Below are 18,608 nucleotides of genomic sequence, written 5' to 3'. Positions count from 1 at the left end.
CCGCCCGGCCAAAACCGGGCGGCGCCGCTTCGTCAAAAGGTCAGCCGCATGGCATACCACACCACGCCGCCGTGGGTGGAGGCGGAGACGCCCTCGCTGCGGTAGCCGAACTTCTCGTAGTAGGGCACCAGGCGGTCCTTGCAGGTGAGCACGCAGCCCCGGCGGCCCTGGGCCCGGGCGTCGGCGCTCACCCGCCGCAGCACCTGGCCCGCCAGCCCCCGCCGCCGGTACTGGGGCAGGGTGTTGACGCCGAAAATCATCTGCCAGGCGCCGTTTTCGTTGTGCAGGGAGGCGTCGCCGTACATCTCGTCCCGGAGGTCCGGCTCGTCGGTGACCAGGCCGTTGACAAAGCTGAGGATCGCGCCATCCTCCTCCAGCAGCCAGAAGTGATTGGGGTACACCGCCAGCCGGGCGGCAAACGCCGCCTCCGTGGCGGCCTCCGCCGCCGGGAAGCAGGCGGCCTCAATGGCGGCCAGGGCGGGAAGGTCCCCCATGACCGCGGTCCGAATTTCCATGTGCGCAGCTCCTTATTTGAGATATTGGTAGATCAGCAGCAGCCGGGCGGTGGCGTTGGTCATGTTCTCAAAGAAATAGGGCCGGTCCGCCGCAAAGCGCAGGGCGTCCCGCTCCAGCAGCTGAAAGGCCTGCCCCTCCGCGTTCAGCGCCACCGTTCCCGCCAGCAGCGTGGCGTGACAGACGCAGCCGGGCACGGAGGGCTCCGGCGCATACCGGGCGCTGATGTACAGGTCCAGGAAGAAGGTCTCCTGGCGGGTGGTGTCGTCGTAGGAAAAGCTGGGCCGCAGCACCGCCTTTCCCCCGTCCAGCCGCTGGGGCTTGTTGTCCAGCTCCCGGGAGAGCAGCAGCGTCTCAAAGTCGTCGTTCTCCAGCAGCACCTCCGCCGGGACCTTCAGCGCCGCCGCCAGCTTGCCCAGGATGGCCACAGAGGGGTTGGCCTCCCCCCGCTCAATCTGGCCCAGCATGCTGCGGGAGACCCCGGCGATGGCCGCCGTCCGCTCCATGCTCAGCTTTTTGCTCTTTCGGATGCGCTTGATGTTCTCCGCCACCGCCCGGTTCAGTTCCATGCCCTGCCGCCCTTCTCTGGCAAAAAAGCCAATATATTGACAAATTCTCCCCTTATCCTACCGAATCACCCACGCCTTGTCAAGGAAAAAAGCGGGACGGCCAGCCGTCCCGCTTTTTCGGATGTTTGCTCAGAGTGCCGCCAGGTCTCCCGCCTGGAGGGCGGGCAGGGCGGCGGAGAGCCGCTCCAGCGGCCAGTCCCACCATTGCAGCGCCAGCAGCGCCGCGATGGTCTCCTGAGAAAAGCGCCGGCGGATGGGCCGGGCGGGGACGCCGCCCACGATGGTGTAGGGCGGCACGTCTCGGGTCACCACCGACCGGGCGCCCACAATGGCCCCGTCCCCCAGGGTGACTCCCGCCAGAATCACCGCCTCATAGCCGATCCACACGTCGTTTCCAACCGTGATGTCCCCCTTGTTGTCCCAGGCTTGCGTGGGGTGCATCCCGTGGTCCCAGGCCTCGTAAAACAGCGGGAAGGGATAGGTGGAGAGGGAGCGCAGGGTGTGGTTGGCACTGTTGAACAGGAAGCGGGCGCCGCAGGCGATGGAGCAGAACTTTCCCACCGTCAGGCGGTCGCCGTTGATGGGGTAGTGATAGAGCACGTTGTTCTCCTCGAACAACCGGGGGTCCCGGACAAAATCATTGTAGATGGTGAAGTCGCCCACTGTAATGCTGGGCCGCTTCACCACATTTTTCAGGTAGACCGTCTGGAAGTCGCCGGTCCTGGGGTATACCACTTTGGAATCTGGAATCGTCATGACCTCTTCTCCTTTAATCTGTCATGTTTTGAAGACGATCCCAGACAGCACAATGCAGCGCCTCACCTGCCCACATCCTTTCTCTGCTTGCCGGCGGCCCGAGGCCGCCGGTGGTTCTCTCAGACCCGCTTCCAGGCGGCTCCGTCCTTCGTGTCGGTAATCTCAATGCCCTGGGCCTTCAGTTCGTCCCGGATGCGGTCCGCCTCGGCGAAGTTCTTGGCCCGCTTGGCCTCGTACCGGGCCAGCACCAGGGCGTCGATGGCGGGGTCCCCCTCGCCGGTGACGGTGTAGCTCCCGCCGGCGGCCCGGGCAGTCTGGGCCCTGGCCTCCGCCTCCCGCTTTTCCGCCGCCTTTTCCAGCAGGCTCAGGGACAACACGCTGTCAAAGTCCCCGATGAGGGCCAGCTTCGTCTCGTCGCTGGTCTTGGCCTTCAGCACGTCGAACAGCGCCGTCACCGCCATGGAGGTGTTCAAATCGTTCCCCAGCTGCTGGCGGAACTTCTCCCGGCAGGCGTCGAACACCGCCTGGTCCACCGGGCCGTCCCCTGGCCGCAGGGCGGCAATCCGGGCGATCAGCTTGTTGTAGGCCGCCACCGCGTTGTCCAGGTTTTCGTAGGAGAACACCAGCGCCTTGCGGTAGTGGCTCTGGAGGCAGAAATAGCGGTAGGCCAGGGGGTCGTAGCCCTTCTCCTCCAGAAGGGAGACCGTCAGAAACTCGCCCTTGGACTTGCTCATTTTGCCGCCGGTGGTGTTCAGGTGGTGGACATGGAACCAGTGGGAGCACCAGGGGTGGCCCAGATAGCTCTCCGACTGGGCGATCTCGTTGGTGTGGTGGGGGAAGGCGTTGTCCACCCCGCCGCAGTGGAGGTCCAGATACTCCCCGTTGTACTTCATGGAGATGCCGGAGCACTCGATGTGCCAGCCGGGATAGCCCACGCCCCAGGGGGAGTCCCACTTCAGGGCCTGGTCCTCAAACTTGCTCTTGGTGAACCAGAGGACGAAGTCGTTCTTGTTGCGCTTGTTGGTGTCCTCCTCCACGCCCTCCCGGACGCCCACCGCCAGGTCCTCCTCGTCGTGGTCGTTGAAGACGTAGTAGCGGTCCAGCCGGGAGGAGTCGAAATACACGTTCCCCCCCGCCAGGTAGGCGTAGCCGGTGTCCACCAGCTTGGAGACGATCTGGATATACTCGTCGATGCAGCCGGTGGCGGGCTGCACCACGTCGGGCCGCCTGATGTTCAGCTTCCGGCAGTCGTCAAAAAAGGCATCGGTATAATACTGGGCGATCTCCAGGACCGTCTTGTGCTCCCGCTTGGCGCCCTTGAGCATCTTGTCCTCGCCGGTGTCGGCGTCGGAGCTGAGGTGGCCCACGTCGGTGATGTTCATCACCCGGTTCACATCATAGCCGGCATAGCGCAGGTACTTTTCCAGCACGTCCTCCATGATATAGCTGCGCAGGTTGCCGATGTGGGCAAAGTGATAGACGGTGGGGCCGCAGGTGTACATCTCCACTCGGCCGGGGGTGTGGGTCTGAAACTCCTCTTTTTGATGCGTCGCCGAATTGTACAAAACCATTTCAGGCTGTCCTCTCTTTCGTTTTCTTCACGGTGTTCTCCAGGTCCTTCAGTTCCTTTTCCAGTTCCTCGATGCGCCGGGACATGGCCACCAGCTCATCCAGCACCGGGTCCGCCATGTGAATCTGGTCCACGTCGTCGGCGTAGTACACGGGCCGTCCCGCCACCCGCACCACCCGGGCGGGCACGCCCACGGCGGTGGAGTTGGGAGGCACCTCCCCCAGCACCACCGCGCCGGCGGCGATGCGGGCGTTGTCCCCCACGGTGAAGGGGCCCAGCACCTTGGCGCCGGAGCCCACCAGTACATTGTTCCCCAATGTGGGGTGCCGCTTCCCCTTGTCCTTGCCGGTGCCGCCCAGGGTCACGCCCTGGTAGAGCAGGCAGTCGTCCCCGATCTCCGTGGTCTCGCCGATGATGATGCCCATGCCGTGGTCGATCACCAGCCGGTGGCCGATGGTGGCGCCGGGGTGAATTTCAATGCCGGTCCAAAAGCGGCTCCACTGGGAGACGCACCGGGCCAGAAAGAAGCGGTGGTGGCCGTAGAGCCAGTGGGCCAGCCGGTGGTAAATCACCGCGTGGACCCCGGGATACAGCAGAAAAATCTCCAGCTTGCTCCGGGCCGCAGGGTCCCGGCGCTGGTAGGCGGCCAGCAGGCCGCCCAGACGGGTCACTCGTTTTGCCATGGTTTTCTTCTCCTTGTGCGGCCGGGAGGCATGAAAAACGCCCCCCGTACCAAAAAGTACGAGAGGCGACGAATCGCGGTTCCACTCTCTTTTATCACTCAAGGAAGGCCCCTGACGCGGGCCGGACGGGGGGCTCATCCCCCGCGCTCCCGGACGCACTTCACAGCTCCCGCCGCAGGCACGCTTTCAGCCGGTGACGCGCCCTCTCTGCCCATTGGGTCCACTGCTACTCTTTCCGATCATCACGCTATTCATTTGTAACTCAGTATATTAGCAGGATTCCCCCGGCGTGTCAAGGCGCCTTGCCACTTCTGCGCCCCACTTTTTTCCGCCGGCGGAAAATACCCCGGCCCGCCCCGCCCCAAACGCGGTGCGGCGGCGGGGCAGCCGTCCGAGGAGCGGCGGAAACCGCCGCTTTCCGGCCCTGTCAACCGGCGGTTGACAGATTTCCATCCCCCGTCGCTTGTCAACCGGCGGGGCCTCTGGTATCATGGAGGCAGCAAAGGAGGAATCGCTATGGAATTGAACGAACGCATCGCCGCCGTGCGCAAGGCCGCCGGGCTGACCCAGGAACAGCTGGGGGAGCGGCTGGGCGTCACCCGACAGGCGGTGAGCAAGTGGGAGTCGGGCCAGACGGCGCCGGACGCCGCCACGGTGGCCCGGCTGTGCGAAACCCTCCGCGTCTCCGCCGACTACGTGCTGCTGGGGCGTGAGCCGGAGAGCGGCGCCACCCCCGCCATCGACCTGCCGGACACCTGCCCCTGCTGCGGCCGGGAGATCCCGGGCACCATCTGCCCCGTCTGCGGCTTCGTCCTGCCGGCCATGCCGCCCCGGGGCCCCCGCTACGCCGTGGTGGCCACCGCCGTCGGCGGCCGCTATGACTCCGCGGCGCTGGAGAAATACTGCGGCTACTCCCGGGAGGAGGCCCTGGCCCTGGGCGAGCAGCTGGAGGCATACGGCACCCTCACCACCCTGCGCCGGGGCCTGACGGACCACGCCGCCCAGTACGTGGCCGCCCACCTGCTCTCGGAGGGCTTCCACCTCCACATCGTGCAGGACGACGGCGAGGCGTCCGACGAGGCTCTGGCGGAGCTGCCCAAGGCCATGGAGCTGCCCACCCCCGCCGGTCCCCAGCGCAGCGGCCTGGGCTTTTGGGGCGTGGTGGGCGCCGTCATCCTCGCCCTGCTGATCCTCTCCTTTTTCTGACCATGGGACACTGGGGAATCGCCGGGGCGGGCATCCTGGGGCTGTACGCCCTCAACCGCTGGTTTCTGATCCCCGGGACCACGGGGGACCTGCACCGGCTGCTGGCCTGGCACGGGGCGGACGCCCTGGCGGGGGCGCTGATGCTGTGCATCCTGAACGGCGCCCTGGGGGCGGCCCGGCGTCCGGCGGTGGTCCGGCCGGTCCCGGCGACGCTGTTCCTGCTGGGCTGCGGGTGGTTCTGGGAGGCGGTGACGCCGCTGTACCTCCCCCGCTCCGCGGGGGATCCCTGGGACGTGCTGGCGGTCTGGCTGGGGGGCATGGCCCTGCTGGCCTTTCGGCGTCTGGGGGAGGGCCAGAGATAGCGGCGGGCAAACAAGGCCGGAGGCAAAGCCTCCGGCCTTGTTTGCCGTTTTTGCCCATTCACCCGGCGGCGTGTCTCCGCGCCGCATCCGGGACGGCCTCTCCCCGTCGGGACGCCGCCTCCGGGGAGCGGACGCCTGCCGGAAACGAGGCGGCTTCCCCCCTCCCGCCGGCGGGCAGGCGGCACGGACAAAGCGCCGGGGCGATGCCCCGGCGCTCTCTTTATGCGGACTGGATGACGTCCTTGTTCTTGAGAAAATACTCCACGCCGGAGTAGAGGGTGGTCAGAGTGATGAACCAGACGCAGACCGTGTTCAAAACCGGCGGAATGGGCAGGAACATCACCACCACACACACCATGGTGGCGGCGGTCTTCACCTTGCCGGACCAGCCCGCGGCGATGACCCGGCCCTTGTCCGACGCGATCATCCGCAGCCCGCTGACGGCAAACTCCCGGCAGATGACGATCAGCAGCGCCCAGGCGGGCATCTGCCCGATCTCCACAAACCACAGCATGGCCGCCGTCACCAGCATCTTGTCCGCCAGGGGGTCGGCAAATTTGCCGAAGTCCGTCACCAGGTTGTACTTCCGGGCGATCTTCCCGTCCAGCAGGTCCGTCAGGCTGGCCGCGATGAAGATGACCAGGGCCACATACCCCGCCCCGGGAAAGCCCCAGTACAGCACGCCCATGAACACAGGAATCAATATAATGCGCAAAAGAGTCAGTTTATTTGGCAAATTCACGGTTTAACGCTCCTCTTTCTGGGGCGGATAGGGCTTGTCCTTCCAGTACCACCAGTTCAATTTCTCCGCCTGGCGCTCCTCGTGCTCGGCGTAATACACCGCCGCCCGCCAGACGTACAGGGCGCAGCGGTCCTCCTGAAAGCCCTTGTGGATGCACTCCAGCCGGTACAGCTCCTCCGGATCCCGGCCCCGCAGGTCGGACACCTTGCGGATACCCAGGGCCTCCATCACCCCGGCGATCCGGGGTCCCACCCCGGGGATTTCCTCCAGCGGCGACTTCATAGCGCCGCCAGCTCCCCGGTCAGCTCCCCGTCCATGGTGCCTGTGAGCCGGACGGGGACAAAGGTCCCCGGGGCCACCTCGCCGCCGGCGGTGAAGTAGATGCGCCCGTCGATCTCCGGCGACTCGGCGTAGCTCCGGCCGAAGTACATCTGGGCCTGGGGGTCGAAGCCCTCGCACAGCACCTCCCGCTCCGTGCCCAGGAGGGATTCGTTGTAGGCGTCGATGACGTCCGACTGCACGTCCACCAGCAGCTCCGCCCGGCGGCGGGCCTCCTCCCCGTCCACGTGATCCATCTGGGCGGCCCGGGTGCCCTCCTCCGGGGAGAAGGGGAACACCCCCGCCCGCTCAATGCGCTCCCGGCGCAGGAACGCGCACAGCTCTTCAAAGGCGGCCTCGTCCTCATAGGGCAGGCCGGTGATGATGCTGGTGCGCAGCACCAGGCCGGGAATCCGGGCCCGGAGATCGGCAAACAGCGCCTCCAGCTCCGCCTTGGTGTCCCGACGGTTCATGGCCTTCAAAATCGTGTCGTTGCAGTGCTGGATGGGGATGTCCAAATAGGGCAGGATTTTGGGCTCCTGGGCGATGGTGTCGATCAGCTCCCCGGTGATCTCATCGGGATAGAGGTAGTGGAGCCGAATCCAGTGGAAATCCAGCTTGCACAGCTGCCGCAGCAGTTGGGCCAGCTGATGCTCCCCGTTGAGGTCCGTGCCGTAGCGGGTGATGTCCTGAGCGATGACCAGCAGCTCCCGCACCCCGGCAGAGGCCAGCTCCGCCGCCTCGTCCAGCAGCTCTCCCATAGGGCGGGAGCGGTACTTTCCCCGGAGGGAGGGGATGACGCAGTAGGCGCAGTGGTTGTCGCAGCCCTCCGCAATGCGCAGGTAGGCGTACCAGGGCGGCGTGGAGAGAATGCGCTCCCCGCCCTGGTTGGCGGTGTGGATATTGCCCATGCGGCAAGGCCGCCCGCCACGGTCCATCACCTCCGCCACGGCGGCGGCGATCTCCTCGTAGCTGCCGGTGCCCAGCACGCCGTCCACCTCCGGCAGCTCCCGCAGCACGTCCTCCTGATACCGCTGGGCCATGCAGCCCGTGACCAGGATTTTTTTCACCTGCCCGGCCTGCTTCAGGGCCGCCATCTCCAGAATGTGGTCAATGGCCTCCTCACAGGCGGACTGGAGAAAGCCGCAGGTGTTCACCACCACCACGTCGGCCCCCTGGGGGGCGGGCTGGAGGGTGTGACCCGCGGCCTGGACGGCGGCCATCATCTGCTCGCAGTTGACCTGGTTTTTCGCGCAGCCCAGGGAGATGAATGCAACATGATAACTCAAAGTGATGTCCTCCGGTCTATTCAAATGGTTCTCCCCGCCAGGCGGGGTCGTCGGTAACGCCTAGGAGATAGTCGGTGGAGACTTGAAAATACTCCGCCAGGACGGCCAGCTTTTCCATGGTGGTCCCCCGCTCTCCCGCCTCCATCATGCTGACGGCGTGGTTGGTAAGGCCCAGCACCTCGCCCAGCTGTTTTTGGCTCAGCCCCCGCGCCTTTCGGAGCTGGCAAAGCCGTTCCTTAAATAAAAGTTCCATCTTCATCTACGCTCTCTCGACAGTGCACCAAATGCGGCATAATCACGCAAAATGACGTCCTCCGATTCACCCCAATGGTTTTCCCCGCCAGGCGGGGTCGTCGGTGATGCCTAGGAGATAGTCGGTGGAGACTTGAAAATACTCCGCCAGGATCACCAGTTTTTCAATGGTGGTGCTGCGGCCTCCGCTTTCCAGCATACTGATGGATTTATGGGTCAGTCCCAAAATCTCACCCAGCTGCTGTTGGCTCAGTCCGGCCCGCTTTCTCAAATAATAAACTCTTTCGTTTAACAAAATATTCGTCTGCATAAATACCTCTTGACTTGTCCCTTTAAGTAGATTATACTCTACTTAAAGGGACATATTCAATGGGGGGATTTCAAATGTACAATATCCTGGAAGCCATCTATTACGACGAACCTTTGGGCCTGCGGGGAAAGTCCCCTCTGGAACCGCCGCTGACGGCGGCGGAGACCCGGGTCCTCTCCCATCTCCAGGCACTTCCGCCCCGGGAGGCGGAGGTTCTCTCCCGGGAGCTCCGGGCCATGGCTATGGAACAGCGCAATACCGCCTTTTCCGCCGGCACGCGGTTCGGTGCCCAGCTCATGCTGCAATTAGCGGAGGATTTTTAGAGCGCTTCGCTCACTCCTCCTCCACCTCCGCCCCCAGGCGGTTCAGCCCCGCCTTCACGTCGGGCCAGGCAAACCCCCGGCGGAGCAGGGCGTCGGCCAGGCGTTTCTTCTCCCGCTGGTCGGGCAGGCGCCCCCGGAGCTTCCCCTCCAGAAAGGCGCCGATGGCCGCTGCCGGGTCCGGCAGGGTGTCCAGGGCGCCGTCCCATAGCTCCCGGGGGACCCCTTTCTCCCGCAGCTTTTCCCGGACCCGCTGGGGGCCGTAGCCCTGGCGGGCGCAGTGCTGGGCCAGCAGTGCGGCGTACTCCGCGTCGTCGATGGCGCCGATGGCCTCCATCCACTCGGCGGCGTACCGGGCCTCGGCCTCGCCGGCCCCCTTCTCCCGCAGCTTCTTCTCCAGGGCGGCCCGGCTCATGGCCCGCTTGCCCACCAGGTCCGCCGCCGCCGCCTTCACATTGGAGATCCCAGCGGCCGCCTTCAGCCGCTCCAGGGTCCCCTCATCCAGCCGGTCCCCGGCCCGGAGGCCGAAGTCCAGCAGCTCCTGTTCCGTGATCTTCAGGCAGGCGCCGTCCTCGAGAAACACCAGCACCCGCCCCCGCTTATGCCTGGACGCCTCGATCCGCTCAATCCTCATCCTTGAAGTCGTCGGCGCTCACGTCCACCGCCCGGCCCGCCGCCTTGGCGGCGATGCGGGACTGATTGCTCATCAGCTTGTCGAAGTTTTTGCGTATATCCGCCTCCAGCTGGGCGGAGACCTCCGGATTGTCCTGTAGGTACTTCTTGGCGGCGTCCCGGCCCTGACCGATGCGGGTCTCCCCCATGGAGAACCAGGAGCCGGCCTTCTGCACCAGGTCCAGCCGCACGCCCAGGTCCACCAGCTCGCCCTCCCGGGCGATGCCCTGGCCGTACATGATGTCGAACTCCGCCTCCCGGAAGGGGGGCGCCACCTTGTTTTTCACCACCTTGGCCCGGGTGCGGCTGCCGATGATCTCGCTGCCGTTTTTCAGGGCTTCGATACGGCGCACGTCGATGCGGACGGAGGAATAGAACTTCAGCGCCCGGCCGCCGGTGGTGACCTCCGGGTTGCCGTACATCACGCCCACCTTCTCCCGCAGCTGGTTGATGAAAATGACAATGGTGTTGGTCTTGCCGATGGCGCCGGTGAGCTTGCGCAGGGCCTGGCTCATCAGCCGGGCCTGGAGGCCCACGTAGCTGTCGCCCATCTCGCCCTCAATCTCCGCCCGGGGCACCAGGGCCGCCACGCTGTCCACCACGATGACGTCGATGGCGCCGGAGCGGACCAGGGCCTCGGTGATCTCCAGTGCCTGCTCGCCGGTGTCCGGCTGGGAGATAAGCATGTCCTCCACCTTGACGCCCAGCGCCCGGGCGTAGGTGGGGTCCAGGGCGTGCTCGGCGTCCACGAAGGCCACCTCGCCGCCCTTCTTCTGGGCCTCCGCCACCACATGGAGCGCCAGGGTGGTCTTACCGGAGGACTCAGGGCCGTAGATTTCGATAACACGGCCCCGGGGCAGTCCGCCGATGCCCAGGGCCACGTCCAGGGCCAGAGAACCGGTGGGAATGTAGTCCACGTCCAAGCTGCTCCGGTCTCCGAAGCGCATGATGGAGCCCTTGCCGTACATCTTTTCAATCTGGGCCATGGCGGTGGTGATGGCCTGCTTCTTGTCGTCCGCCGGTGCCGCCGTGGGCAGCGGTCCCTTATCCTTTGCCATAAGTCTCTCCTCCTACATGTTCTCTATCTCAATACTCAATCTTGAATGGGATTTCTGTTGTTCCTATCAAGGTCCGGACCTGCAATGGAGCACCGCGCTCCGCCCTCAGACCTCCGCGCACAGCGCCCCGAAGACCACCCGGGGAATCCCGTGCAGGAATTCCCACCGGGCCGCGCCCGTCGGGAACCCTTTTCATAGAACTCGAATGGCCGGGCCGAGCCCGCCCATTCCAAGGGTCCGCGTGACGGACCCTTGCCGTGCCTGCGGCACGCCCCGCGCTGCGGGGCCCCGGACCTGCGTCAGAGCGCCGCGCTCCGCTCTCAGACCTCCGCGCACAGCGCCCCGAAGACCACCCGGGGAATTCCGTGCAGGTCCTTGACCACCTGGATGTCTCCGAAGCCCTGGGCGCGCATGATCCGCAGCACACTGTCCGCCTGGCCGGCGCCCACCTCAAAGTACAGCCGCCCGCCGGGAAGGAGGGCGGTTTTCCATTTCTCGGAAATGGAACGGTAGAACTCCAAGCCGTCCTCGCCGCCGTCCAGGGCTAGGTGGGGCTCGTAGTCCCGCACGGAGACGTCCAGGCCGCCGATGTCCGCCGCCGGAATGTAGGGGGGATTGCTGACGATGCAGGCAAACTCCCCCAGCGCCCGGTCCGGCCGCTCCCGGGCGTCGGTCTGCATGGGCACCACCCGGGCGGTCAGGCCATTGCGGCGGATGTTCTGGCGGCAGATTTTCAGGGCGGCGTCGGACCACTCCCCCAGCACCACCCGGGCCTGGGGCGCCTGGGCCGCCACGGCCAGGCCCACGCAGCCGCTGCCGGCGCACAGGTCCAGCACCCGGCAGTCCCCCAGCGTCTTGATGTGGGCGATGGCCTGCTCCGCCAGCACCTCCGTGTCCGGTCGGGGAATCAGCACGTCCCGGGAGATGTCCAGGGGCAGGCCGTAAAATTCCCACTCCCCGATGAGGTAGGCCACCGGCTCCCCCGCCAGGTGACGCTCCACCAGGCCGCGGACACGGGCCTCCCGCTCCGGCGAGGCATACAGCCCCCCGTCCCGGCTCAGCTCCTCCCGGCTCTTGCCCGTGCCGAAGCACACCAGCTCCCGGGCCTCCAGGGTGGCGCTCTCAATGCCCGAGCGCCGCAGCTGCTGCCGGATATCCAAATACAAGTTGTTATATGTGATGGCCATGATACGCTCCGTTGATGATTTCTTCATTTTTTGGGGGCGCCTCCAGGAAGCGGCCGTAGGCATACAGGCTGTCCTCCGGGCCGTTGCGATATCGCTTCATGGCCCGCTGCACCGGCCAGCAGAGGGTGCCGTCCGGCAGCCGGACGGCGGCGTTGATCTCCCCCTGAGGATCCGCGTCGTCGGTCTCCCAGGCGCCGCCCAGCCGCTCCGTCAGCACCTGGCCCATGTAGCTGCCGATGGCAAAGAGCTTGTTTCCCACCCGGCCGTCCAAAAGCCCGCCCGGCCGCTGCTGCTCCTCAAAAAAGCGGTCCAGCTCCCGGAAGCTCTCCAGCGTGCCGTCCAGCCGGTAGCCGGAGGAGGCCATGGCGGCCCGCAGCCAGTCCGCCGCCTTTGGAATGTCCTCCGCCAGCGTGGGCGGCCGCCTGCGAAAGCGGTCGAAAAAGCCCATGGAACCCCTCCCTCCGTGCGATTACCAGGCGTCCTTGCCCTTTTCCGAGGGCAGGACCAGCTCCAGCGACCGGATGGCACACTCGATCATGGGGTCCTCCGGCTCGTTGGTGGTGAAGTTCTGCATCCAGAGGCCCGGCGCCGTCAGAATCTGGGCCAGGCGGTTTTCCTGGACGTGGCGGCCCACCCAGCGGTTGAACTCGTAGGTGACGCCCACCACCAGCGGCAGCAGCAGCAGATGCACCGCCGTCCGCAGCCAGACGTTGGTGATGGGCCAGATGCCGAACACCACGCCGGAGAAGAGGATGGACACAAAGATCACCACAAAGAGGAAGCTGGTGCCGCAGCGGGGATGGTGCCGGGGCTGGGCGCGGACGTTCTCCACCGTCAGCGGCAAGCCCGCCTCATAGCAGAAAATGGTCTTGTGCTCCGCCCCATGGTACTGAAACACCCGGTAGATGTCCTTCTGCTTGGAGCAGAAGACCAGATACAGCAGGAAGATCACGATTTTCAGGACGCCCTCCACCAGATTCCGCCCCCACAGGGGGAAGCCAGGGAAGAAGTGCAGCAGCCCGCCGGTGAGGAAAGTGGGCAGCACCATGAACAAAAACACGCTCATGCCCACGCCCAGCACCACCGCCAGCGTCACCAGGGCGCTCTCCATCTTCTTGCTGGACAGGTGCTTTTCCAGCCACAGCTCCCATTTGGAGGGCTGGGACGCCGCCTCGTCGGGATAGAAGTCCGCGGAGTACATCAGCGCCTTGACCCCGTTTACCATGGAGTCCAGAAAGTTCACGGTGCCCCGGATCAGGGGCACCCCCAGAATCGGATAGCGGTCCCGGATGAACTTCAGGTCCTCCGTCTTTTCCACCAGGTTGCCCTCCTGGTCCCGGACCACGATGGCCTGTTTCTCCGGCCCCCGCATCAAAATACCCTCGATGAGCGCCTGTCCGCCGATGCTGGTGCGGAAGGCGCAGGAATTGTTCTCTGCCATGGAGTTTCCTTTCTATGATTGGGATTCTATCACATCCGTCTGCAAAAATCAAACGTTTGTTCTACTTTTCTCATTCTTTTTCCGGCAGCCGGATGGTGACCACGGCGCCGCCGCCCTCGGCGTTGCCGATGGCGAAGGTGCCGCCGTGGAGGTTGATGATCTCGTCGCACACCGCCAGGCCGATGCCGCTGCCCCGGGCCTTGGAGGAGCCCTTGTAAAACTTCTGCTTCACGAAGGGCAGCTCCCCCTCGGGGATGCCGGGGCCGTAGTCCCGGACCCGGACCACCTGGCTCTCCCCCTCCCTGCTCACGGAGGCGGCGATGCGCTTGCCGGCGCCGCCATGCTTGGCGGCGTTGTCCAGCACGTTGCAAAACACCTGCTTCAGCCGCTCCGGGTCGCCGGGGATGGGGGGCAGCTCCTCGTCCCCCGCCTGGTATTCCAGCTCGATCCCCTCCTGCCGGAACAGCTCCCGGTAGGTGAAGATGGCGTCCTCAAACTCCGCCTGAAGATCCACCTGCTCCATGCGCAGGGTGAAGCGGCCATCCTCCATCCGGGAGAAGGAGAGCAGCTCCTCCACCATGGTGGCCAGACGGCGGGACTCGTTGAGGATGATGCGGATGCCCCGGCGCACCTGCACCGGGTCGCCGGTGGGGTCCTCCAGGATGGTCTCGCCCCAGCCGCTGATGGCGGTGAGGGGGGTCCGCAGCTCATGGGAGACAGAGGAGATGAATTCGCTCTTCATTTTCTCGTTCTGCCCGATTTTGAGGGACATGCTGTTGATGTTGTCCACCAGCTCCCCCAGCTCGTCGGTGTACTTCTTCTCAATCTGGAAGCCGTAGCCCCCGGCGGAGATGCGCTTGGCCGCCTCCGTCACCACCGCCACCGGCTCCACCACGTTGTTGATGAACAGCAGGTTGGAGATGACCACCAGGGACAGCGACAGCGCGGCGATGAGGCAGATGGCCAGCACCGCCAGCATCACCTGGCGGTTCACCGCCTGGAGGGAGGTCACCAGCCGCATCACCCCCACCACCTTGCCGTTGGAGGTCAGCGGATGGGACACCGACAGGATATTCTCCCCGGTCTCCGCGTCCCTGCCCCGGAACGCCGCCGTGTCGTTTTGGGCGATGGCCTGGGTGATGTCGGAGGTCCCCGGGGCGGTACCCGCCCGGAGGTTGGAGGCGGAGGAGATTTGGATGCGGCCGTTGCTGGAGATGAACTGCATCTCGATGGTGTTCTTGTCCTCAAAGTCCGTGGTGGACTGGACTGCCTTCTGGTAGTAGCTGGTATAGCCGTTGTCCATGAAATAGTCGTTGAAGGCCCCGGCCTGGGCCTGGACTTGCTTGGTCAGCCCGTCCTCCATAGAGCGGTAGTAGTAGCTGGAAACGCCGGTGGAGAAGAGCACCACAATCAGCACCAACAGGACCAAAACCGGCGTCACGGTGTTGAAAATCCACCGCTGGCGCAGGCCCCGCAGCTGGAGCACCTTCCATTTTCCGTTTTTCTCCTCCTCGGCCACGAAGCCTCACCTCTGCTCTTTTTAAAGATCACGGCCCAGCTTCCGGTCGATGAGAAAACGACGGCCGTATTTGATGGCGGCGTACCGCTGGACCCGGCTGAGAAGCACCGCGTCCCAGGCGCCGCCCAGGGCCCCCGCCACCGGGATGCCCTGCAAAAACTTCCAGTGGAGCATCGCCTGGGAGAGGCGCCGGGCCGTGTCCTCCAGCGCCCGGTCCGCGTCCGGCGGCTCCGGCCAGGCGCCCTCCTGGATAAAGCGGTTCAGCGCCCGGTTTCCCGCCTCCAGCTCCTCCCCCTGGGTGAGGGCCGTCCCGATGAGCCGCAGGGTGAACACCTGCTCCGCCGGGCCCTGGCCGGAGTAGCCGAAGCTCACCGCCGTCTCCCGGACGCCTTTGAGCAGCGTCAGCGTGAAGAGGGGGATGTCCGGCAAGCCGATGCCCAGCAGCCCCAGGCCCACGCCCTGGGCCCCGGCCTGGAGCACGCTTCCCCGGCCCGCCGCCGCGGCGGCTCTGGAAAAGGCCCGCAGGGACCGCCGGTCCCCCCGCAGGTCCGCCTGGCAGCTCCGGACCAGGTACGCCTGCTCCCGGGCCTGCTGCCGCCCGGCCCACTGGACCACGCCCTCGCCCTTTTCAAACACCAGGGCAAAGGCCCGCACAAAGGCGCCGTGGAGGGTCCCGGCCAGCTGCCGGGGCACATGGGCCTCCAACCGCTCCCCCAGCGCATCCCGCCGGGGACGGCGGTTCTCCGCCAAAAAGCGCCGCTCCTGCTGCCAGAGACGGCGGTACTCCTGCCGCCACGGCCGGTCCGCACTCAAAAGCTCCATTTATATCCGTATCCCCATACCGTTGTAATGTACATAGGGGTTTGCCCTTCCCGCTCCGCAGGCGGAGCGGGAGCCCTTTTGGTTGTAACTGCGCGGCGGAAATAAATTCCGCCTTGCGCCAAGGGTTTGCTCCGCAAACCGCTTGTACACGCCTTCCGTTGTGCGCCGCTCCGCGGAGCGGCGCACAACGTGCCGGAGCGAATGCTGCTCAAAAGCCCCACTTGTACCCGTACCCCCATACCGTTGTAATGTACATAGGGTTTTGCACGTTGTCCTCGATCTTCAGGCGGAGGCGGCGGATGTTCACATCCACGATTTTCAACTCCCCGAAGTAGTCCCGGCCCCACACCATGTCCAGGATCTCCTCCCGGGACAGGGCCTTTCCCGGGTTTTCCATAAACACCTTCATGATGGAGTACTCCACCTGGGTCAGCTTGATCCGCTGGCCGTTTTTCTCCAGGGTCCGGTTCCGGGTATTCAGCAGGAAGGGGTCCTGGCGGATTTCCCCAGTCTGGGCGGGCTCCTCCCCGCCGGCCCGGCGGAACAGGGCGTCCACCCGGGCGGTGAGCTCTGCCGGGGAGAAGGGCTTGGTCACATAGTCGTCGGCGCCGGTCATCAAGCCCGTCACCTTGTCCATCTCCTGAGAGCGGGCGGTGAGCATGATGATGCCGATCTTCGTGTTGGTGGCCCGGATGCGGCGGCAGACCTCAAAGCCGTCGATGCCGGGCAGCATGATATCCAGGAGCGCCACCTTGGTATTGGGGTTTTCTTTCAGGCGCTCCAGCGCCTCCTCGCCGGTCTCCGCCTCAATGACGTCGTAACCCGCCCGGCGCAGATTGATGACAATAAAGCTGCGGATGCTGGATTCGTCCTCCAGCACCAATACCTTTCTCATGGCTCAAATCCTCTCCTCTCAGTTCTCGCCTTCCACCCACTCCGTGGCGATCAGGCTGAAGGCCGCCCGGACCTCATCCTCCGTCACGCCGCTGCTCCAGGTCTCGTTGGCCTCCAGCAGCTCCGCCACGTAGATGGTCTCCGCCTTGCGGATGAGGTTGAAGCGGCCGCCCCGCACCGCCCGGGTCTCCCGGCTGGCGCCGGTGATGGCGATGATCCGCAAAAAGGGCTCCGGCGCCTGGCCCTGGCCGCCCCGGATGTAAAAGGTGACGGCGGCCTCGTCCGGCGCCAGGGAGCGGCTCACCAAAATCTGGTCGAACCAGGCCTCCGGCAGCTGGAAGTACCAGCCGTCCTCCATGTCGTGGTAGGTGCTCATCACGGTCTCCGCCGCGCCGTCGATATCGTAGCTGTTCCAGTCGATGCGCTGGTAGGAGTCGCTGGCGTCGTCCCAGGTGGGGAGGTAGGCGGGCTTGGGCACCTCCGTCAGCCCGTCGCCGTTGATGTCCGTGGGGTAGAGGGAGCGGAACATCGCCGTCTCCATAGAGACGCCGGTGGCGGCGGAGAGGACAATGTTGCTCAGCTCTCCGTTGCGCACGGCCAAAATGTCGGTGATGGTCTGGGCGGACTCCACCACGCCGGTGATGAAGAGGGCGGGCTCGCCGCCCCGCAGCGTGCCCCGGGTGAGCCGGCCCTGCTGGCTCAGCTCCGCCATGGTCATGGAGATGCGGGCGGAGGAGCGGGCTGTCAGGCCCCCGTCCTGCCAGTCGTAGTAGTCCGCACAGCCCTCCCCGTCGGGCAGGGAGCGGAGGACCACCAACTCCTGGCGCTGGTTCTGGTCCAGGTCCGCGATGCCGTAGCGCACGTAGTCCGTGCGGATCAGCTCCGTGGGCCCGTCGGCCCGCAGGGCGTACACCGCCAGCACCTGCAGCTCCGTGCTGACCCGCCAGCCCACCACCAGCTCCGTCCGGCCGTCGCCGTCCAGGTCGTTGTAGGCGATGCTGTAAATGGAGGTGCCGCTGCCCTCGATCACCGCCGTCTGCTCATAGGTGTCGCCGGAGGCGGTGAAGATGTAGATTTTCAGCGGCTTTTCGTCGGCGGCATTGCGGAAAAAGGCCAGCGCCTCCTCCCGGCCGTCGCCGTCCAGGTCCCGCAGCTGCACGGACTGGATGTTCGCCCCCGCGATGGGCGCGGCATACTCCGCGCCGCCCTTGATGATCTCGTTGATCTGGTCGTTGAGCTCCGTGTACTTGGCCGGTAGCTTGGGCAGGCCGTACAGCTCCTGAGGGTTGAAGGTCAGCTTGACGGACCCGCTGCAGCCGGAGGCCAGCAGGGCGCAGAGCACCAGCATGCCGCACAGCGCCAATCCCCGCAAACGCCGCCCCATCGCCCTCTCCCCTTTCCAAAAAAGTCTGCATTTTAACGAATGTATGATAGCACGTTTCCGCCGCTTTGGGTAGACTTTCTTCGGATTTTCCGTCCGCATTTTACGGTCTGTTCATTTTTGAGGCGGAAAGCAAAATCCGCTCTTGAATTTTGCTTTTGCTTCTTGTATAATAAATGAGCATTCCTGCCGGTGTGATGGAATGGTAGACGTGACGGACTCAAAATCCGTTGGTGGCGACACCGTGTGGGTTCGAGTCCCACCACCGGCACCAGCAAAAAAACCGCAGAGCCAAAAGGCTCTGCGGTTTTTTTGCTTGGCCTGGTACACACAAAAGTACACACCCTGTTTTTATACCTGTGAGCCGCTTGCTGGAACCGGAATGCCCCGGTTGTTTCTACTATATCACCGCAGCCATCTCCAGTTCCGGCGGCACCCGGTGCAAAATCTCCATGGCGCGGCCGCTGTCCCGCACCCATGCCCGCAGCTCCTCCCACCGCAGCACCACCGGCATGCGGTCGTGGATGCCCTCCATGGACCTGTTGGCCGCCGTGGTCAGGATCACGCACTTTGGCTCCCCGGCAAAGTTGTTCCACAATCCAGCCAGGTACAGCACCCGGGTACCTGGTAGGTTAAAGCGATATTTCCGCTTCTTCCCCTCCTCATCCGGCCCCCATTCATAAAACCCCGTGGTGGGAATCACGCACCGCCGCTCCATCACGGACCGCCGAAACATGGGCCGGT

23 protein-coding genes and 1 tRNA gene are annotated in these 18,608 nt (G+C 65.1%); 4 read left to right on the top strand and 20 right to left on the bottom strand.

Going from position 1 to position 18,608, the window contains the following annotated elements:
- Positions 1 to 32: 32 nt before the first annotated feature.
- From QZS21_RS09870 to epsC, 5 genes are all read right to left on the bottom strand, one after another.
- Entirely contained in the window at positions 33 to 515 is a 483-nt protein-coding gene (locus QZS21_RS09870; RefSeq protein WP_295582887.1) for a GNAT family N-acetyltransferase, read from the bottom strand.
- Positions 516 to 527: 12 nt separating this feature from the next.
- Positions 528 to 1,082, bottom strand: coding sequence for a helix-turn-helix transcriptional regulator (locus tag QZS21_RS09865; protein ID WP_295582885.1), 555 nt, complete (start codon positions 1,080 to 1,082; stop codon positions 528 to 530).
- A 129-nt stretch (positions 1,083 to 1,211) separates the two neighbouring features.
- Positions 1,212 to 1,838 (bottom strand): CatB-related O-acetyltransferase, encoded by a 627-nt coding sequence (locus QZS21_RS09860; protein ID WP_295582883.1) that lies wholly within the window; start codon positions 1,836 to 1,838, stop codon positions 1,212 to 1,214.
- 119 nt (positions 1,839 to 1,957) lie between these two features.
- Positions 1,958 to 3,409, bottom strand: a complete 1,452-nt coding sequence (gene cysS, locus QZS21_RS09855) for a cysteine--tRNA ligase (RefSeq protein WP_295582881.1) — start codon at positions 3,407 to 3,409, stop codon at positions 1,958 to 1,960.
- Position 3,410: 1 nt separating this feature from the next.
- Positions 3,411 to 4,091, bottom strand: coding sequence for a serine O-acetyltransferase EpsC (gene epsC, locus QZS21_RS09850; protein ID WP_295582879.1), 681 nt, complete (start codon positions 4,089 to 4,091; stop codon positions 3,411 to 3,413).
- 516 nt (positions 4,092 to 4,607) lie between these two features.
- Here epsC and QZS21_RS09845 point away from each other — a divergent pair.
- Together QZS21_RS09845 and QZS21_RS09840 are read left to right on the top strand one after the other, a co-directional pair.
- The gene (locus QZS21_RS09845; RefSeq protein ID WP_295582877.1) at positions 4,608 to 5,297 is read left to right on the top strand and encodes a helix-turn-helix domain-containing protein; all 690 of its coding nucleotides are present in this window, start codon (positions 4,608 to 4,610) and stop codon (positions 5,295 to 5,297) included.
- 2 nt (positions 5,298 to 5,299) lie between these two features.
- Positions 5,300 to 5,659 carry a hypothetical protein gene (locus tag QZS21_RS09840; protein ID WP_295582875.1) on the top strand — a complete coding sequence of 120 codons (360 nt, stop codon included), beginning with the start codon at positions 5,300 to 5,302 and terminating at the stop codon, positions 5,657 to 5,659.
- 220 nt (positions 5,660 to 5,879) lie between these two features.
- Here QZS21_RS09840 and pgsA read toward each other — a convergent pair whose 3' ends face one another.
- The 5 genes from pgsA to QZS21_RS09815 all read right to left on the bottom strand — a co-directional run bounded on the left by pgsA (position 5,880) and on the right by QZS21_RS09815 (position 8,570).
- Entirely contained in the window at positions 5,880 to 6,401 is a 522-nt protein-coding gene (gene pgsA, locus QZS21_RS09835) for a CDP-diacylglycerol--glycerol-3-phosphate 3-phosphatidyltransferase (RefSeq protein WP_295582873.1), read from the bottom strand.
- Between the two features lie 3 nt (positions 6,402 to 6,404).
- Positions 6,405 to 6,683 carry a helix-hairpin-helix domain-containing protein gene (locus QZS21_RS09830; protein WP_295582871.1) on the bottom strand — a complete coding sequence of 93 codons (279 nt, stop codon included), beginning with the start codon at positions 6,681 to 6,683 and terminating at the stop codon, positions 6,405 to 6,407.
- On the bottom strand, positions 6,680 to 8,008 hold the full coding sequence (rimO, locus tag QZS21_RS09825) for a 30S ribosomal protein S12 methylthiotransferase RimO (protein ID WP_295582869.1): 1,329 nt from the start codon (positions 8,006 to 8,008) through the stop codon (positions 6,680 to 6,682). Before rimO ends, QZS21_RS09830 begins: the two co-directional genes overlap by 4 nt.
- A 16-nt stretch (positions 8,009 to 8,024) precedes the next feature.
- A complete protein-coding gene (locus tag QZS21_RS09820) occupies positions 8,025 to 8,261 on the bottom strand; it encodes a helix-turn-helix domain-containing protein (protein ID WP_295582866.1) in 237 nt (78 codons plus the stop codon).
- A gap of 66 nt (positions 8,262 to 8,327) precedes the next feature.
- Positions 8,328 to 8,570 carry a helix-turn-helix domain-containing protein gene (locus tag QZS21_RS09815; RefSeq protein WP_295582864.1) on the bottom strand — a complete coding sequence of 81 codons (243 nt, stop codon included), beginning with the start codon at positions 8,568 to 8,570 and terminating at the stop codon, positions 8,328 to 8,330.
- A 74-nt stretch (positions 8,571 to 8,644) separates the two neighbouring features.
- Between QZS21_RS09815 and QZS21_RS09810 the strand changes: the two genes are divergently transcribed.
- Entirely contained in the window at positions 8,645 to 8,893 is a 249-nt protein-coding gene (locus QZS21_RS09810; RefSeq protein WP_295582862.1) for a hypothetical protein, read from the top strand.
- 10 nt (positions 8,894 to 8,903) lie between these two features.
- On the opposite strand, the gene QZS21_RS09805 is transcribed toward QZS21_RS09810, so the two are convergent.
- The 9 genes from QZS21_RS09805 to QZS21_RS09765 form a co-directional block, all read right to left on the bottom strand.
- Positions 8,904 to 9,524 (bottom strand): regulatory protein RecX, encoded by a 621-nt coding sequence (locus QZS21_RS09805; RefSeq protein WP_295582860.1) that lies wholly within the window; start codon positions 9,522 to 9,524, stop codon positions 8,904 to 8,906.
- Complete coding sequence (gene recA / locus QZS21_RS09800) at positions 9,514 to 10,620, bottom strand: recombinase RecA (RefSeq protein WP_295582858.1); 1,107 nt, start codon at positions 10,618 to 10,620, stop codon at positions 9,514 to 9,516. The genes QZS21_RS09805 and recA overlap by 11 nt, the downstream gene beginning before the upstream one ends.
- Positions 10,621 to 10,940: 320 nt before the next feature.
- A complete protein-coding gene (prmC, locus tag QZS21_RS09795; RefSeq protein WP_295582856.1) occupies positions 10,941 to 11,807 on the bottom strand; it encodes a peptide chain release factor N(5)-glutamine methyltransferase in 867 nt (288 codons plus the stop codon).
- Positions 11,791 to 12,255 carry a hypothetical protein gene (locus QZS21_RS09790; RefSeq protein WP_295582854.1) on the bottom strand — a complete coding sequence of 155 codons (465 nt, stop codon included), beginning with the start codon at positions 12,253 to 12,255 and terminating at the stop codon, positions 11,791 to 11,793. The genes prmC and QZS21_RS09790 overlap by 17 nt, the downstream gene beginning before the upstream one ends.
- Before the next feature lie 21 nt (positions 12,256 to 12,276).
- Entirely contained in the window at positions 12,277 to 13,248 is a 972-nt protein-coding gene (locus QZS21_RS09785; RefSeq protein ID WP_295582852.1) for a DUF1385 domain-containing protein, read from the bottom strand.
- Positions 13,249 to 13,318: 70 nt separating this feature from the next.
- Positions 13,319 to 14,767: a cell wall metabolism sensor histidine kinase WalK gene (locus QZS21_RS09780; protein WP_295582850.1), complete on the bottom strand. Its 1,449-nt coding sequence runs from the start codon at positions 14,765 to 14,767 to the stop codon at positions 13,319 to 13,321.
- A 21-nt stretch (positions 14,768 to 14,788) separates the two neighbouring features.
- On the bottom strand, positions 14,789 to 15,589 hold the full coding sequence (locus QZS21_RS09775) for an EcsC family protein (protein ID WP_295582848.1): 801 nt from the start codon (positions 15,587 to 15,589) through the stop codon (positions 14,789 to 14,791).
- 208 nt (positions 15,590 to 15,797) lie between these two features.
- On the bottom strand, positions 15,798 to 16,484 hold the full coding sequence (locus QZS21_RS09770) for a response regulator transcription factor (RefSeq protein ID WP_295582845.1): 687 nt from the start codon (positions 16,482 to 16,484) through the stop codon (positions 15,798 to 15,800).
- Between the two features lie 18 nt (positions 16,485 to 16,502).
- Entirely contained in the window at positions 16,503 to 17,867 is a 1,365-nt protein-coding gene (locus QZS21_RS09765; protein ID WP_295582843.1) for a VCBS repeat-containing protein, read from the bottom strand.
- Positions 17,868 to 18,052: 185 nt separating this feature from the next.
- On the opposite strand from QZS21_RS09765, the gene QZS21_RS09760 reads away from it, so the two are divergent.
- Positions 18,053 to 18,138 (top strand) — tRNA-Leu (locus QZS21_RS09760).
- A gap of 126 nt (positions 18,139 to 18,264) precedes the next feature.
- Here the strand turns inward: QZS21_RS09760 and QZS21_RS09755 are convergent.
- Positions 18,265 to 18,608: SOS response-associated peptidase family protein (locus QZS21_RS09755; RefSeq protein ID WP_295582841.1), on the bottom strand; the 344-nt coding region annotated here is incomplete at its 5' end.

The organism is uncultured Oscillibacter sp., from assembly GCF_900544955.1.
Classification (GTDB): Bacteria; Bacillota; Clostridia; order Oscillospirales; family Oscillospiraceae; genus Oscillibacter.
The sequence above is the reverse complement of the archived record's forward strand: the minus strand, read 5'-3'. Positions and strand labels throughout refer to the sequence as shown.

Excerpts from the sequence above, each read along its gene's own strand:
- epsC (WP_295582879.1), bottom strand. The coding sequence starts at position 4,091 with ATGGCAAAACGAGTGACCCGTCTGGGCGGCCTGCTGGCCGCCTACCAG.
- cysS (WP_295582881.1), bottom strand. The coding sequence starts at position 3,409 with ATGGTTTTGTACAATTCGGCGACGCATCAAAAAGAGGAGTTTCAGACC.
- prmC (WP_295582856.1), bottom strand. The coding sequence starts at position 11,807 with ATGGCCATCACATATAACAACTTGTATTTGGATATCCGGCAGCAGCTG.
- QZS21_RS09805 (WP_295582860.1), bottom strand. The coding sequence starts at position 9,524 with ATGAGGATTGAGCGGATCGAGGCGTCCAGGCATAAGCGGGGGCGGGTG.
- QZS21_RS09845 (WP_295582877.1), top strand. The coding sequence starts at position 4,608 with ATGGAATTGAACGAACGCATCGCCGCCGTGCGCAAGGCCGCCGGGCTG.
- QZS21_RS09830 (WP_295582871.1), bottom strand. The coding sequence starts at position 6,683 with ATGAAGTCGCCGCTGGAGGAAATCCCCGGGGTGGGACCCCGGATCGCC.
- QZS21_RS09770 (WP_295582845.1), bottom strand. The coding sequence starts at position 16,484 with ATGAGAAAGGTATTGGTGCTGGAGGACGAATCCAGCATCCGCAGCTTT.
- QZS21_RS09765 (WP_295582843.1), bottom strand. The coding sequence starts at position 17,867 with ATGGGGCGGCGTTTGCGGGGATTGGCGCTGTGCGGCATGCTGGTGCTC.
- QZS21_RS09790 (WP_295582854.1), bottom strand. The coding sequence starts at position 12,255 with ATGGGCTTTTTCGACCGCTTTCGCAGGCGGCCGCCCACGCTGGCGGAG.
- recA (WP_295582858.1), bottom strand. The coding sequence starts at position 10,620 with ATGGCAAAGGATAAGGGACCGCTGCCCACGGCGGCACCGGCGGACGAC.
- QZS21_RS09865 (WP_295582885.1), bottom strand. The coding sequence starts at position 1,082 with ATGGAACTGAACCGGGCGGTGGCGGAGAACATCAAGCGCATCCGAAAG.
- QZS21_RS09785 (WP_295582852.1), bottom strand. The coding sequence starts at position 13,248 with ATGGCAGAGAACAATTCCTGCGCCTTCCGCACCAGCATCGGCGGACAG.
- QZS21_RS09840 (WP_295582875.1), top strand. The coding sequence starts at position 5,300 with ATGGGACACTGGGGAATCGCCGGGGCGGGCATCCTGGGGCTGTACGCC.
- QZS21_RS09815 (WP_295582864.1), bottom strand. The coding sequence starts at position 8,570 with ATGCAGACGAATATTTTGTTAAACGAAAGAGTTTATTATTTGAGAAAG.
- QZS21_RS09810 (WP_295582862.1), top strand. The coding sequence starts at position 8,645 with ATGTACAATATCCTGGAAGCCATCTATTACGACGAACCTTTGGGCCTG.
- QZS21_RS09860 (WP_295582883.1), bottom strand. The coding sequence starts at position 1,838 with ATGACGATTCCAGATTCCAAAGTGGTATACCCCAGGACCGGCGACTTC.
- QZS21_RS09775 (WP_295582848.1), bottom strand. The coding sequence starts at position 15,589 with ATGGAGCTTTTGAGTGCGGACCGGCCGTGGCGGCAGGAGTACCGCCGT.
- QZS21_RS09870 (WP_295582887.1), bottom strand. The coding sequence starts at position 515 with ATGGAAATTCGGACCGCGGTCATGGGGGACCTTCCCGCCCTGGCCGCC.
- QZS21_RS09820 (WP_295582866.1), bottom strand. The coding sequence starts at position 8,261 with ATGGAACTTTTATTTAAGGAACGGCTTTGCCAGCTCCGAAAGGCGCGG.